This window comes from Burkholderia perseverans, from assembly GCF_022870505.1.
Lineage (GTDB): Bacteria > Pseudomonadota > Gammaproteobacteria > Burkholderiales > Burkholderiaceae > Burkholderia > Burkholderia plantarii.
The window spans coordinates 1,010,725-1,024,609 of record NZ_CP045093.1 but is presented as its reverse complement, the minus strand read 5'-3'; the positions used below and the strand labels follow the sequence as shown (position 1 = coordinate 1,024,609).

At 70.1% G+C, this 13,885-nt stretch carries 11 protein-coding genes; 4 read left to right on the top strand and 7 right to left on the bottom strand.

What is annotated here, in order from left to right:
* Positions 1–108: 108 nt before the first annotated feature.
* Positions 109–1,584, bottom strand: coding sequence for a PepSY-associated TM helix domain-containing protein (locus BpN12_RS04250; RefSeq protein ID WP_246794063.1), 1,476 nt, complete (start codon positions 1,582–1,584; stop codon positions 109–111).
* A gap of 228 nt (positions 1,585–1,812) precedes the next feature.
* Complete coding sequence (locus BpN12_RS04245; protein ID WP_246794062.1) at positions 1,813–2,304, bottom strand: hypothetical protein; 492 nt, start codon at positions 2,302–2,304, stop codon at positions 1,813–1,815.
* Positions 2,305–2,543: 239 nt separating this feature from the next.
* Here BpN12_RS04245 and BpN12_RS04240 point away from each other — a divergent pair, with 239 nt between their 5' ends.
* Positions 2,544–3,023 (top strand): hypothetical protein, encoded by a 480-nt coding sequence (locus tag BpN12_RS04240; RefSeq protein WP_246794061.1) that lies wholly within the window; start codon positions 2,544–2,546, stop codon positions 3,021–3,023.
* Between the two features lie 286 nt (positions 3,024–3,309).
* Entirely contained in the window at positions 3,310–5,427 is a 2,118-nt protein-coding gene (locus BpN12_RS04235; RefSeq protein WP_246794060.1) for a TonB-dependent receptor, read from the top strand.
* A 15-nt stretch (positions 5,428–5,442) separates the two neighbouring features.
* Here the strand turns inward: BpN12_RS04235 and BpN12_RS04230 are convergent, their stop codons facing one another.
* The 3 genes from BpN12_RS04230 to BpN12_RS04220 form a co-directional block, all read right to left on the bottom strand.
* Positions 5,443–6,576, bottom strand: a complete 1,134-nt coding sequence (locus tag BpN12_RS04230) for a porin (RefSeq protein WP_246794059.1) — start codon at positions 6,574–6,576, stop codon at positions 5,443–5,445.
* A gap of 288 nt (positions 6,577–6,864) precedes the next feature.
* Complete coding sequence (locus BpN12_RS04225) at positions 6,865–8,322, bottom strand: purine-cytosine permease family protein (protein WP_246794058.1); 1,458 nt, start codon at positions 8,320–8,322, stop codon at positions 6,865–6,867.
* A gap of 85 nt (positions 8,323–8,407) precedes the next feature.
* The gene (locus BpN12_RS04220; RefSeq protein ID WP_246794057.1) at positions 8,408–8,818 is read right to left on the bottom strand and encodes a YybH family protein; all 411 of its coding nucleotides are present in this window, start codon (positions 8,816–8,818) and stop codon (positions 8,408–8,410) included.
* A 292-nt stretch (positions 8,819–9,110) separates the two neighbouring features.
* On the opposite strand from BpN12_RS04220, the gene BpN12_RS04215 reads away from it, so the two are divergent.
* Together BpN12_RS04215 and BpN12_RS04210 are read left to right on the top strand one after the other, a co-directional pair.
* Positions 9,111–9,926, top strand: coding sequence for a class I SAM-dependent methyltransferase (locus BpN12_RS04215; RefSeq protein WP_246794056.1), 816 nt, complete (start codon positions 9,111–9,113; stop codon positions 9,924–9,926).
* Positions 9,927–10,104: 178 nt separating this feature from the next.
* A complete protein-coding gene (locus BpN12_RS04210; protein ID WP_246794055.1) occupies positions 10,105–10,695 on the top strand; it encodes an IMPACT family protein in 591 nt (196 codons plus the stop codon).
* 58 nt (positions 10,696–10,753) lie between these two features.
* On the opposite strand, the gene ilvA is transcribed toward BpN12_RS04210, so the two are convergent.
* The gene (gene ilvA / locus BpN12_RS04205; RefSeq protein ID WP_246794054.1) at positions 10,754–12,340 is read right to left on the bottom strand and encodes a threonine ammonia-lyase, biosynthetic; all 1,587 of its coding nucleotides are present in this window, start codon (positions 12,338–12,340) and stop codon (positions 10,754–10,756) included.
* 208 nt (positions 12,341–12,548) lie between these two features.
* Positions 12,549–13,484, bottom strand: a complete 936-nt coding sequence (gene ppk2, locus BpN12_RS04200) for a polyphosphate kinase 2 (RefSeq protein WP_246794053.1) — start codon at positions 13,482–13,484, stop codon at positions 12,549–12,551.
* Positions 13,485–13,885: the final 401 nt, after the last annotated feature.

The following is a 13,885-nucleotide window of genomic DNA, read 5'->3' as shown; positions in this document are numbered from 1 at the left end:
CGCGCATTACGCACGCACCGGGCGGCCGGTCGATCGGCTGGCGGTGCGCCCCCCGGCGCTCCGCGTTCCCGCCGGCGCGCCGATCGAACGGCGCCGGCGGGCTTGGCGTCAGGCCATCGCGCGCGCGTCCCGGCCGAACAGCAGCCGGTCGACGAGCCAGACGGCGACGAGGCTCGCGCCCATCATCGGGAACACGAGGCCGAGCAGCACGAGCCCGGCGATCCAGGCGCGCATCGGCGGCGGCCGGCGTTCGCGCGGCGGCGCGCCGAGCGACAGCGCCGGGCGCCGCTTCCACCACATCACGAAGCCGGTCAGCGCCATCGCCGCGAGGCCGAGCGATATCGCCGTGCAGATCAGCTGGTTCGCGAGCCCGAAATAGCGGCCCATGTGCAGCGCCGTGCCATACGAGACGGCCTGCGCGATCGCGCCGTAATCGGCGTAGCGGATGTCGCGCAGCACCGCGCCGCTGTACTGGTCGAGCGAGAGCGTGCGCTCCGCCTTCGGATCGGCGGGAAAGTACGAGGCCGTGTAGACGCCGTCCGGACTCGTCGGCAGCACCAGCGTGTAGCCGCTCGTCACGCCGAGCGCGGCCATCGCCGCGATCGCCTGGTCGAGCGTAAGCGGCCGCGCGCCCGGCGCCGCCGCGGCCGATTCGGGCACCGGCACCTGGCCGACGGCCCAGGGCGTGAGCCTCACCGGCAGGTCGTCCATCACCATGCCCGGCATCGAATCGTCGGTGCCGGCGGCGTGATGCATCGCGGCCGATCTGGCGTCCGGGTTGGCGTTCGATGCGGCCGGCGCCGCGCCGGGGCGCGTCGAGCGCAGCGACGCGTCCCCCCACGCGCCGGGCGGCGAGCCCAGCTTCACGCGCGTCGCGAACGCCTTGAAGCCCTGCCCCCACGAGCCCGTCCACGGCAGCCCGCTCAGCACGAACGCGAGCGCGCCCGCCGCGAGCCAGATGCCGAGCGAGCCATGCACGCTCTTCCAGAGTGCCCGGCCGCGCAACCGCGGGTCGGGCCACCAGAGCCGCCGCGCGCGGTCCGGCTCGCGCGGCCACCAGAGCGCCACGCCGGTGCCGATCATCACCAGCGTCCAGCACGCCACCAGTTCCATCAGCAGCTCGCCCGGCTTGCCGAGCAGCAGCCTGCGATGCAGCATCCGGTCGATCTGCATGAAGCGGTCGTCGACGCCGAGCGTACCGAGCACGGCGCCGTCGTAGGGATCGACGTAGACGCTCTCGCGCCGCCCGCCGGGCAGGCGGAACACGAACTCGGCGCTGCGGTCCGGCGCGCGGCGGATCTCGGCCGAGACCGGCATGGCGCCGCCCGGCAGCGATGCGCCGGCGCGGGCCAGCAGCGTATCGGCGTCGAGCGCGGGCGTGGCGCGCGGCGTCACGATCAGGCGATGCGGATAGAGCAGCGGCTCGATCTGCGGCTGGAAACAGTACAGCGTGCCGGTGATCGCAAGCACGATCAGGAACGGCATCACGAACAGGCCGGCATAGAAATGCCAGCGCCATAGCGTGCGATAGCCGGCCTGCGGGGAACGCACGGCCGCGCTCGCGCGCTCGAGGGTGGTGGACATGGCTCAGCTCCTTGCGATCGACGGCGCAACCAGGCGGCGCGCGGCCGGCGACGGCGAAACCGACAGCGACGATGGGGACGGCGACGCGAGGCGCGGCCGGCATGCGCGATCAATGCGCATGCCGGCGTCGCTCGCGGGCCGCGAGCGGTCGACAGGGTTCATGGTTCGGCTTCGGGAAACGGGATGACGAACGCGCGCGGCATCAGGCGCGCGGCGGCAACGGCTCGGTCAGGCGAAGCGGGGAGGCGCGCGGGAGGGAGGACGAACGCCGGACGGGGAACGCGCGGCCACGCACACGGCGGCACGCGCCCAGGCGCGCCGCGCGGCGGCGACGGGGAACAGCACGACGAGCAGCAGGCTCGTGCCCAGTGCAACGAACAGCGCCGCGCCGAACGGGCACAGATCACCGCTCGATCCGGACGAGGTCGAGCCGCCCGGTGAAGCATCGTGGCCATGATGCGAGAGCAGGCTCGCGAGCGCCATCGCGTCGTTGGCCGGCGTGATCGGCGACTGCGCGTCGAAGCGGGCGGAGAGCGTCGCGCCGATCACGAGCGGGCCGTGCCCCGAGCACAGCACCACGCCGCCCGCGCCCGGCGAATCCGGGTCGAGCATCACGGCTCCGGAGATCAGCGCGCGGGACAGCAGCACGGCCAGTATCAGGCCCCACAACAGTCGTGTCGCGACGCCGTTCCGCAACAGGAAATGGCGAAGTGCGTTCATGGCGGCGCGATTGTAACTCCCTGCGGCGGCGACCGTGAAGCGCTATCGCCGAATCGCCGGGATCAGGGCGGCCGGGCCGTGGGGTGCGATGGCGGGCGGCGCCCGCGCCGCCTCGCATCGCGGGTTCCCGCATCGTCACGCACCGCCTCGAAAACCGGCGCGGCGCGTGGCTTTCGACGTGGTGCGGCATCCCGTCGCGGAGCGGACGACCAAGGCAATGCGGCTACAATACCGCCGCCATGAGCCGACTCCGCCATCTGCTGGCGCGGCGCACGAATCACCCGTTGCTGTCGGCGCTGATTCTCTGCGTGCTCGCGTTCCGCCTGATCTTCCCGACCGGTCTGATGCTCGACACGAGCGCGGACGGCGGCTGGCCCGGCCTCGTGATCTGCACCGGACACGGCCCGCTCGCGCCGACGGACGCCGCCGCCGCGCAGGCCGCCGACGCGCTCGAGCAGGCGCTTGCGGCCACGCCCGGCCATGCCAGCGCCTTCAGCAGCGCCGATCCGCATCATGCCGATGCGATGCAGGGCGGCGAGCTGTGCCCGTTCAGCGCCGCGTTCGCCGTCGCGATCCCGTTCGCCGTGCTCGCGTGTCTGCTGTGGGCGCGCATCACGGTCGTCACGCGCCGCGCAACGCCGCGCGTGGTGCGCCCACGCCAGCAACTGCCTCATGCGCGCCCCGGCGCGCGTGCCCCTCCCCGCTTCGCTTCCGCCTGACGCGCTTCGTTTGCCGCGCCTTGCCGTCGCCTGATCCCGCGTGATCCGGCGCCGCCGTTGCGCGTCGCCGCTTCAATTCGTCGATCCGCGTCGGCTTTCGTCGGCCCCGTCACTCGCCACGGCCGCCCTGCTCGCCTCGCCCGTTCACGGCGATGCGATGCGCGGCGCGTTCGGCGCACAAGCAAAGCGCATGCGAACCGGGCCGCACGCCATCCAATACCACGCAGCCCTCAGCAGGCATGCGTGCTTCCTCGTTTCGCTTTCGATTCGCCTCACCGCTCCCGCCATGACGCCTCGCTCGTTTTCCGCCCTCGCCGCCGCGCTCGGCGCGCTGTCAAACCCTGCCCACGCCCAGACCAGCGCCACCGCGTCCGACCTCGCGCTGCCCGCCATCCAGGTCAAGGCCGCGCGCCCCGGCGTGCTGGAGCGCCCGCAGGACACCGGCAGCCATCTCGGCCTCACGCCGCTCGAAACCCCGGCCAGCGTCGAGCAGATCGACCGCGCCACGCTCGCCGAACGCGGCGACGCGTCGATCGTCGACGCCGTCAGCCGCGCCACCGGCATCGCCGCCTCGCCGCATCCGGGCAACGGCGATTCGGAACTGTCGGCACGCGGCTTCGTGGGCGCCTCATCGGTCACGCAGCTGTTCGACGGCGTGCGCCCCTACGGCGCGATCGGCGTGACCTATCCGTTCGATACCTGGTCCGTCGATCACATCGACGTGCTGCGCGGCCCCGCCTCCGTGATCTACGGCGAAGGCGCGATCGGCGGCGTGGTGAACGTCGTGCCGAAGAAGCCCACGCGCGGGCCGATCGAGAACGAGCTGCAGCTCGGCATCGGCACCGAGCGCACCGCGCGCGCCGCGTTCGGCAGCGGCGGCGCGATCAACGACAAGCTGTCCTATCGATTCGACGTGAGCGGCAACCGCTCGGCGAACTGGGTCGACGCGGGCAATTCGCGCAACCTGTCGATGTCGGGCGCGCTGCGCTACGACGTGACGCCCGACCTGTCGATCACCGCCTCGTATGCCGAGGGCTTCCAGCATCCGATGCGCTATTTCGGCGTGCCGCTCGAAAACGGCGTGCTCGATCCCGCGCTGTTCAAGAAGAACTACAACGTCGGCGACAGCCTGATCTCGTTTCGCGACAGCTGGGCCACGCTGGCCGCGAGCTGGCAGCCGAGCGATCAGCTGAGCGTGACCAGCACGTTCTACCGGATGAAGAGCAACCGCCACTGGAAGGACGCCGAGGATTACGCGTTCGTGCCGGCCACCGGCCGGATCGCGCGCAGCGGCTACACCGAGATCCTGCACGACCAGCAGCAGTTCGGCGACGTGACGACGGCCACCCTCGACAGCCTCGTGCTGGGCCACCGCAACACGTTCTCGGCCGGCTTCGAGTTCAATCACACCACGTTCCGCCACGACAACAATTCACCGTACTCCGGCAGCTCGATGGTCGATCCGTATGCGTTCGACCCGGGCAGCTTCATCAACGCGGCCGGCACGCGGCCGAGGTACGACTCGCAGGCCAACCAGTACGCGCTGTTCGCCGAGGATCGCCTCGCGCTCACGAAGCGCTGGTCGGTGGTGGGCGGCCTGCGCTACGACCACGCCAGCGTGAACCGCGACGATCTCGTCAACGGCGGCGGCTTCACGCGCGTCTACGCGAACACCGGCTGGCGCCTCGGCACCGTCTACGACATCACGCCGGCCTTCACCGTCTACGGCCAGTATTCGGTGGCGGCCGACCCGGTCAGTTCGCTGCTGATGCTCAATTCGTCGAGCGCGAACTTCCGCCTCGCCACCGGCCGCCAGATCGAGGTCGGCTTCAAGCAGTCGCTGATCGGCGGCCGCGCCGAGTGGACGCTCGCCGCCTACCGGATCGTCAAGGACAACCTGGTGGCCGCCGATCCGCAGAACCCGAACCAGTCGATCCAGATCGGCCAGCAGTCGTCACGCGGCATCGAGGCGAGCTTCGGCGCGCAGCTCGCGCGCGACTGGCGCATCGACGCGAACGTGGCCGCGCTGCGCGCGAAGTACGACGATTTCACCGAGGCGAGCGGCGGCGGGCTCGTCTCGCGCGACGGCAACGTGCCGGCCTCGGTGCCGCAGCGGCTCGCGAACCTGTGGGTGAGCTGGCACTTCGCCTCGCAATGGACCGGCATCGGCGGGCTGCGCTACGTGGGCAAGCGCTACGCCGACACCGCGAACCAGCTGTCGATGGCGTCCTACACCACCGTCGATCTGGCGCTCGCCTGGAAGCCGCGCAAGGACACCACGATCACGGCGCGTGCCTACAACGTGTTCAACCGCCATTACGTGGAGAGCGCCTACTACGACGAGACGCAGTATCTGCTCGGCAGCGACCGCCGCGTCGAGCTGCTGCTCGACTACCGCTTCTGACGCGCCGGCCGCCGCTCAGAACGAATGCGTGACGCCGACGCGCGCGACGACCTGATGCCCGTTCGACGACGCGCCGGCCGAGCCGAGCACGAACGCGTTCTCGAGCGGCGTGCCGGTACCGCCGCCACTCGCCATCTGATAGGCGACCTGCGAATAGAGGCCGGTGCGCTTCGACAGCGCGTACTGCGCCATCAGCCCGATCTGGTTCCAGTGCAGCGAGGCGCCGGCCGCCGTGTCGAGATGCGCGCGCGAGTACGTGTACATCGCGCCGACGAACAGGTCCGGCCGCACCTGCACCTTCGCGTTGGCTTCGAGGTTATCGAAGCGCAGCGCCGCGACCGGCACGCCGAGCGCGCCCGCGTACAGCGACTCGGTGGGCCGCCGCACCATCACGTGCGTGTAGACGAGCCCGAGCGTGGCCGGCCCGATGCCGTAGTTCGCGCCGATGCCATAGATCTTCTGGTTCGCGGCGGCGAACACCATGTCGCCCGTCGCGACGCTGCCGCCCGTGGTGGTGCCGGGCGCGCCGAGATCCTCGTAGACGGCGCCGAGCGTCAGCGTGTCGTAGCTGTAGCCGAGCCCGACGCCGATCGCGCGGTTCTGCGCGAAGCCGCCGGCCTGGTTGCTGAAGCCGTAGAGCGCGGTGGCCGTCAGCCCGGCGACGCTCGCGCTCGTGAACTTCACGGCGTTGTCGACGTGGAACGAGGCGTCGGTGTTGTCGTTGTCGAACGGATGCGAGAACAGGTAGCCGGCCCAGTTGCCGTTCGCGGTCAGCGGCGCGAGCACGTCGGCCACCGTATCGAACTGGCGCCCGAACGTGAGCGTGCCGAAGCGTTCCGACTGCAGCCCTGCGTAGGACTGATAGCCGAACAGGCGGTCGCCGTAGTAGATGCGGCCGTTGTCGAGCTGGAAGCCGCTTTCGAGATCGAAGATCGCATGCAGGCCGCCGCCGAGATCCTCGTTGCCCTTGATACCCCAGCGGCTCGTCGCGAGATCGACGCTGGTCTGCTGCCAGGCGGCATGACCGCCGGCGTTATTGGTGTAGTTGATGCCCTCGTCGAGCACGCCGAACAGCGTCACGCTGCTCTGCGCCTGCGCGCCATACGACGCGACCAGGCAGGCGATCGCCACCGCCACCCTCTTCCGCATATCGTGTTTCTCCCTGTTTCGATGAATCGGATCATCGTTATCGTCATGGGGCTGCCTCGCCCCGTCCTCACCGACTGCACCGGCCTCGCGAGGTTCCACCGCCGCGCGCGACGAGACGCCCGCGGTGCTGTGCTTCGTCAACGAATCCGTGCTGATCGCGCCGGCAACGCGTGTTCGAGGCTCATCCGAATCGATTCTCAGGAGCGACCCACGGCCGGTCAACGGCGATGGCGGAATGCATCGCATCGATGACGTATTGACGATGCCTCGCCGCCACCTCGCCCAGCTTCAGCGCAGTCCCAGCGTGTAGTCGCTCTCGTCGATCGCGGCCGCTTCGTCACGCGCCGTCACGCCGCGCCACGGCAGCAGGTAGGCCAGCGTCGCCACCGCGAGCCCGACCGCCCAGGCCACGTCCACGCCGCCCAGGCGTGCCGCGAGCGCGCCCGTATAGACGCCCGGCAGCACGAAGAACGGCACCGAGGCGAGCAGGCCGATCGCATACGAGGCGAGCCCGCGCAGGCCCCAGGCGCCGTAGATGCCGTCGGCCGAGAACAGGTGCGTGATCGCATAGCGGCCGCGCCGCACGAAGAAGTAGTCGACCAGATTCACGGCGGTCCATGGCGCGAGCAGGTAGAGCATCATCGTCAGCGCCGCGAACAGGATGTCGATCGCGTTGCCGGTCAGCAGCATCGAGATCACGACCCACGCGGCGCTCACCAGTACGATCGTCACGATGCGGATCGCGCGCGTGGGCCTGACCGGGCGGAACGAATCGAAGCCGGTGATCAGCGTCAGCATCGCGCTGTAGTTGTTGAGCCCCATGGTGGCGACCATTGCGCCGATCGAGACGATCGAGATCAGCGCGCCGAAGCCGTGGAAGATCGCGTTGCCGGCCGCGTTCAGCGCGATCAAGCCATCCGACGCGCCGAGCCGCGAGGCCAGCCAGGCGCCGAGCGCGATCAGCCAGATCGCCGACGACGAGGCGCCCACGAACACCGCGCCGATGATCGCGCGCGGCCGCGTGCGGCGCGGCAGGTAGCGCGAGTAGTCGGACACGTAGGGGGCGTAGGTGATGTTGTAGCTGGCGCTGGCCGCGAACTGCGAGGCGAACGCGACGAGGCTGAAGCTGCCCGCGTGGACCACCTTCGGCGCCACGCCGCCGAAGAGGATCGCGGCCGACAGCACCAGATAGAGCGGCAGGCTCGCGTAGAGCATCCACTTGAACGCGCGGTGCAGCCAGTCGTGGCCGTACACGGCGAGCAGCAGCGCGAGCAGCGCCGTGACGAGCGTGATCGCGGTGGGCGACCAGCCGAAGATCGCATGCAGCCCGCTCGCCATCAGCACCACGTCCACCACGTTGAACGCGACGAACGTGAACGCGGTGGCGAGCAACACCACCACCACGCCGCGATAGCCGAACTGCGCGCGCGACTGGATCATCTGCGGCAGCCCGAGGTGGGCGCCCTGCGAGGCATGGAACGCCATGAACAGCGTGCCGAACAGGATGCCGAGGATGCCCGACAGGATCGTGTAGCCGAGCGAGAGCCCCATGCCCGGGCCGACGAAGCCGATCGCGATGGTGAAGAACTGGAAATTGCCGAGGAACCAGAACGGCCCCTGGTCGATGACCCTGCCGTGCCGCTCGCTGTCGGGCACATAGTCGATCGAGCGCGTCTCGATCGTGGTGAAGCGCGCCTGCGCGGGCGCCGCGGCGCCGCTCAGGTCGGCCGTGCCGGGATGTTCCATGTGGAGTCCTTGTTAAGTTGTCCTGATTCATGTGACGCTTCGCGCCGGGCGCTCGCGGCTTTCCGGTCCGGCTTTTTGTTCTGGCTTACGCGCCGCCGCCGGTGTCCGGCAGCGGCGAGAGATGTTCGTGGATCGCGAGCCAGCGCTCGCCGCGTCGCGCGAACACGATCGTCTCGCGCTCGTCGAGGCACGCCTCGCCCGCCTGTGTGCGCAGGGTGGTACGCACCGCGTGCGTGAAGATCGCCGCGTCGTCGCCCACCAGCTGCACGGCGCGCTCGCGCGACTCGCAGGCGTGGACGGCGAAGCCGTCGTCGCGCTCCCATTCGCGCCAGCGGCGCTCGTAGGCGTCGCGCGAAGCCAGCGGCACGTCGACGTGATGGAACACGAAGGTCGCCTCCGGCGCGAACGCGGCGAAGTAGGCCGTGCGGTCGTGGCGGCCAAACGCGTCGATCAACGCGTCGGCGGCGGCCATCACCTGCTGCTCGGTCGGATTCATCGAAAGGCTCCCTGCTCGTGTGTCGATGGATTGAGGCCGATCGTAGTGAGTCAAAAATGCACGACCCATACCAACGTGTCGATGTTGACATCGACATCGATCGATGTGAGCCCGACGGCGGCACCGCGCCCGGGCGGCCGCGCTGTCCATCCGGGAATGCCCGCCCGGCGCGGCGTGCCGGGCGCCTTGCGCGCGGCTTTCACCGCCCGGCACCGATGCTGGCCACGCGGGCCGGCGCGGCCGTCCGAAACTTGGCATCATGGCGGCATCGCGTCGATCCACGAGCCCTCTCATGCCGTTACAGCGTCTGCGTATCGCCGAACCCGAGACCGCCTGCAAGTGCTGCGGTGCCGTGAGCCGGCTCTGCGGCGTGGTCGATTTTTCGGTCGGCGGCGCCGACCGCCTGGCCGGCCGCAAGATCGATCCGTATGCGGGGGTACCGGTCTACTACCACTGCTGCATCCGCTGCCGCTTCGTGTTCACGCGCTGTTTCGACGACTGGAGCCGCGAGGATTTCGCCGCCCACATCTACAACGCCGACTACGCACGCCAGGATCCCGACTACGCCGGCCAGCGCGCGCTGGGGAACGCCGAGCTGATCGCGCGGCAGTTCCCCGAGCTGGCCCACGCGCCGCTGCTCGACTTCGGCGCGGGCCTCGGCCTGCTCGAACGCGAGCTGCGCGCGCGCGGCTTCACCGGCGTCACGTCGTTCGATCCGTATGTCCATGCGCAAGACGCGGCGGGCACGGCCGCTGCGCCGCCCGCCGGCGCCAGCCGCGTCGTGCTCGCGTTCGAGGTGTTCGAGCATCATCCCGATCCGCACGCGCTGCTCCAGACGCTGCTGCAGCTGCTCGACGCCGACGGCGCGATCCTGTTCACCACCCTGCTCGTCACCGACGCGGTGCTGGAAGCCGGCATCGACGCGTGGTGGTACTGCATGCCGCGCAACGGCCATCTCTCGCTGTTCTCGGCGCGCGCGCTCGCGATGCTGGCCGGGCGGCACGGGCTGCAGCTGCGCTCGCTGGACGAGGGCCTGCATCTGCTGTACCGGCATGCGCCGCCGGCCTGGGCGGCCCGTTATCAGGCGCGGGACGGCGGCACGGCCTGAGTCGCCGCCGTCCATGCATGCCGGGGCCGGCGGGCCGCCCGGGTGCGCGTGGCCGTAGAATGTCGGGTTTTCGCTCGCGACGTCCGGGCTCGCCCCGTCTCGTGCCGCACCGCACGCCGCCGGTGCCGCGCTCCGCGAACGCACCGCCGAACCCGAGAAGCCGCATCGCCGCCCGACCATGACCTACACCCTCGCGCAAACCTGCACGCAGGAGATCGAGATCCGCAAGAGCCGGTTCATCGCCCACGCGATCCCGGTGGCCGATCGCGATGCCGCGATGGCCGAGCTGCAACGCCTGCGGGACACGCATCCCGCCGCCACGCACGTCTGCTGGGCGCTGCTCGCGGGCGGCCAGTCGGGCATGTCCGACGACGGCGAGCCGTCCGGCACGGCCGGCCGCCCGATCCTCGAGGTGCTGCGCCATCACGATCTGGACGGCGTGCTGGGCGCCGTGATCCGCTATTACGGCGGCGTGAAGCTCGGCGCGGGCGGCCTCGTGCGTGCCTACACCGACGCGATCGCCGGTGCGCTGCTCGGCGCGCAGCGCATCGAGCGCATCGCGCTGGCGCGGCTCGCGATCGAGATCGGCTATCCCGACGAGGCGCGCGTGCGACGCTGGATCGAACAGGGCGGCGCCGAACTGGTGGACAGCGCCTACGGCATGACCGTGCGGCTCGTTCTGCGGTTGCCGGTGACCGAGGTGGCCGCCGCGCGCGAGACGCTGTTCGACGCCACGCAGGGGCGCGCGGGCTTTCCGGCCTTCGAGTGAGCGCGGCGGGCTTGCCGGCGGCCAACCCGGCCGGGCCGTTGCGGCCCGGCGCCGGGAATTACGCCAGGAACAGCCGGTAGGCCGGGTTCGCGGTCTCTTCGTGATACGGGTAGCCGAGCGCGGCGAGGAACCGGTCGAACGCCGCGTGATCGGCGCCCGGCACCTGCAGCCCGACCAGGATCGAGCTGTGGTCCGCGCCCTGGTTGCGGTAATGGAACAGGCTGATGTTCCAGTTCGGCGCCATCGCCGACAGGAACTTCATCAGCGCGCCCGGACGCTCCGGGAACGTGAAGCGGAACAGCCGCTCGTCGCGCGAGAGCGGCGAGCGCCCGCCCACCATGTAGCGAATGTGATCCTTCGACAGTTCGTCGCCGGTCAGGTCGGCCGCCTCGAAGCCGTGCGCGGCGAAGTTCGCCGCGATCTCGGCCGATTCCCCGCGGCGGCGGATCTGCACGCCCACGAAGATCTGCGCGGCGCGCTCGTCGGCGATCCGGTAGTTGAACTCGGTCACGTTGCGCTCGCCCACCAGCTCGCAGAAGCGCCGGAAGCTGCCGCGCTCCTCGGGGATCGTCACCGCGAACACCGCCTCGCGCGCCTCGCCCACCTCGGCGCGCTCGGCCACGAAGCGCATCCGGTCGAAGTTCATGTTGGCGCCCGAGGTGATCGCCACCAGCGTCTCGCCCTCGATGCCGACTTGCGCCGCGTAGCGCTTCGCGCCCGCCACGGCCAGCGCGCCGGCCGGCTCCAGCACGCTGCGCGTGTCCTGGAACACGTCCTTGATCGCCGCGCACAGCGCGTCGGTGTCCACCGTGATCACGTCGTCGAGCAGCTCGCGGCAGAGCCGGAAGGTTTCCTCGCCGACCTGCTTCACCGCCGTGCCGTCCGAGAACAACCCGACCTCGGCCAGCGTCACGCGCTCGCCGGCGCGGATCGACTGCGCCATCGCGCAGGAATCCTCGGTCTGCACGCCGATCACACGGATCTCGGGGCGCACCGCCTTGACGTAGGCGGCCACGCCGGCCGCCAGGCCGCCGCCGCCGATCGGCACGAAGATCGCGTGGATCGGCCCCTGGTGCTGGCGCAGCACTTCCATCGCGACCGTGCCCTGGCCCGCGATCACGTCGGGATCGTCGAACGGGTGGACGAAGGTCAGCTCGCGCTGGCGCTGCACCTCGAGCGCGTGGGCGTAGGCGTCGCTGAACGATTCGCCGGCCTGGATCACCTCGACGGTCGGCCCGCCGTGCGTGCGCACCGCGTCGACCTTGACCTGCGGGGTGGTGACGGGCACCACGATCACGGCCTTCACGCCGAGGCGCGCGGCCGAGAACGCGACGCCCTGCGCGTGGTTGCCGGCCGAGGCGGTGATCACGCCGCGCGCGAGCGCATCGGCGCTCAGGTGGGCCATGCGGTTGTAGGCGCCGCGCAGCTTGAACGAGAACACCGGTTGATTGTCCTCGCGCTTGAGCCAGACGCGGTTGCGCACGCGCGCGGACAGGTTGCGCGCCGGTTCGAGCGCGGTTTCGACCGCCACGTCGTAGACGCGCGCGGTGAGGATCTTCTTCAGGTAATCGTCGATGCCGGGCGCGGACAAGCGCGCGGGTGACGGTGTGGCGGATTCCGGACTGCGGGGGGACGGCGATGACATCGGACGCTCCTGGCTTGGGATTCATGCCCGGAGACGGATATGAAAAACCCGCCTCGGGGGCGGGTTTCGTGTCGGCTTCCTGCGCGCGCTAACCCACCATTTGATGAATGGTGCGAATAATCTGCGCGATCGGGAAGGCGTGACGGTTCATGTGCGAGAGCATCCGTGATGCGGCGTGCTTTGTCAATCCCCGTCGGGTCCGGGCCGCTCAATAGCGCTCGGGAACGATCATCGTTTCCGGAACCGGGCGGCGCAGATAATCGGCGTGGTGGACGCGCTCGGGCAGTTGCACCGGCTCGCGCTCGACCTCGTGATACGGTACGAGGCTCAGCAGATGGTCGATGCAGTTCAGGCGCGCGCGCTTCTTGTCGACGGCCTGCACCACCCACCACGGCGCCTCGGGGATATGCGTGCGGGCCAGCATCTCCTCCTTGGCGATCGTGTAGGCTTCCCAGCGGCGGCGGCTCTCGAGGTCCATCGGGCTCAGCTTCCACTGCTTGAGCGGATCCTCGATGCGGCTCTGGAAGCGCGTTTCCTGCTCTTCGTCGGTAATCGAGAACCAGTACTTGACGATCTGGATGCCGCTGCGCACGAGCATCTTCTCGAACTCGGGCACCGAGCGGAAGAACTCCTCGTATTCGGCGTCGGTGCAGAAGTTCATCACGCGCTCCACGCCGGCGCGGTTGTACCAGCTGCGATCGAACAGCACCATCTCGCCGCCGGCCGGCAGGTGCGCGGCGTAGCGCTGGAAGTACCACTGCGTGCGTTCGCGGTTGTTCGGCGCCGGCAGCGCGGCCACCCGGCATACGCGCGGGTTCAGGCGCTGCGTGATGCGCTTGATCGCGCCGCCCTTGCCGGCCGCGTCGCGGCCTTCGAAGATCACCACCATCCGGTGGCCGGTGGCGACCACCCAGTCCTGCAGCTTGACGAGTTCGCCCTGCAGGCGGAACAGTTCGCGGAAATACTGCTTGCGCGCCTCGCGACGCTCGGCCGTGAAGATCGCGTCCGGATCGTCGAAGCGGCGGTCGTCGAGTTCCATTTCGAGTTCTTCGTCATAGGCATCGACGAGATCTTCCTCCAGGCGGCGCTGGCGCTCCTGAGCTTGCAATTCGGCGGCGTCGCCTTCGATTCGGGGGTCGGTCATCGTTCACCTCCATGAAACGTCAGATTCGTTCGTGCGCCGATTATCGCAGCCGTGCGTGTCAGATGCATTAATTCCGGAATCGGGCCGGGGCACGGCGATGCGGGCGCCGGCCGGGGCCGGGAAGCACGGAGCGGGCACTGCCAGCGGCCGGTGGCGGCCCGGGTGGCGACGCGCCGGTGCCGGCTCTCCGTTGATGACTCCCCATTCGCGCGCCGATTTCCTACACTGGGAGGGTTGCGCGGCCGGCGCCTCGGCCCGGCCGGACGCTCGGGCGGTTTGCCGCGACGCCTTGCATCGCAGCATGCCCGCCGTTCGCCGTTCGCCGTTCGCCGTTCGCCGTTCGCCGTTCGCCGTTCGCCGTTCGCCGTTCGCTCGTTAGCCGTCAGCCGTCAGCCGTCAGC

Coding starts and splice junctions, on each gene's coding strand:
- BpN12_RS04250 (WP_246794063.1), bottom strand. CDS start 1,584: ATGTCCACCACCCTCGAGCGCGCGAGCGCGGCCGTGCGTTCCCCGCAG.
- BpN12_RS04245 (WP_246794062.1), bottom strand. CDS start 2,304: ATGAACGCACTTCGCCATTTCCTGTTGCGGAACGGCGTCGCGACACGA.
- BpN12_RS04240 (WP_246794061.1), top strand. CDS start 2,544: ATGAGCCGACTCCGCCATCTGCTGGCGCGGCGCACGAATCACCCGTTG.
- BpN12_RS04235 (WP_246794060.1), top strand. CDS start 3,310: ATGACGCCTCGCTCGTTTTCCGCCCTCGCCGCCGCGCTCGGCGCGCTG.
- BpN12_RS04230 (WP_246794059.1), bottom strand. CDS start 6,576: ATGCGGAAGAGGGTGGCGGTGGCGATCGCCTGCCTGGTCGCGTCGTAT.
- BpN12_RS04225 (WP_246794058.1), bottom strand. CDS start 8,322: ATGGAACATCCCGGCACGGCCGACCTGAGCGGCGCCGCGGCGCCCGCG.
- BpN12_RS04220 (WP_246794057.1), bottom strand. CDS start 8,818: ATGAATCCGACCGAGCAGCAGGTGATGGCCGCCGCCGACGCGTTGATC.
- BpN12_RS04215 (WP_246794056.1), top strand. CDS start 9,111: ATGCCGTTACAGCGTCTGCGTATCGCCGAACCCGAGACCGCCTGCAAG.
- BpN12_RS04210 (WP_246794055.1), top strand. CDS start 10,105: ATGACCTACACCCTCGCGCAAACCTGCACGCAGGAGATCGAGATCCGC.
- ilvA (WP_246794054.1), bottom strand. CDS start 12,340: ATGTCATCGCCGTCCCCCCGCAGTCCGGAATCCGCCACACCGTCACCC.
- ppk2 (WP_246794053.1), bottom strand. CDS start 13,484: ATGACCGACCCCCGAATCGAAGGCGACGCCGCCGAATTGCAAGCTCAG.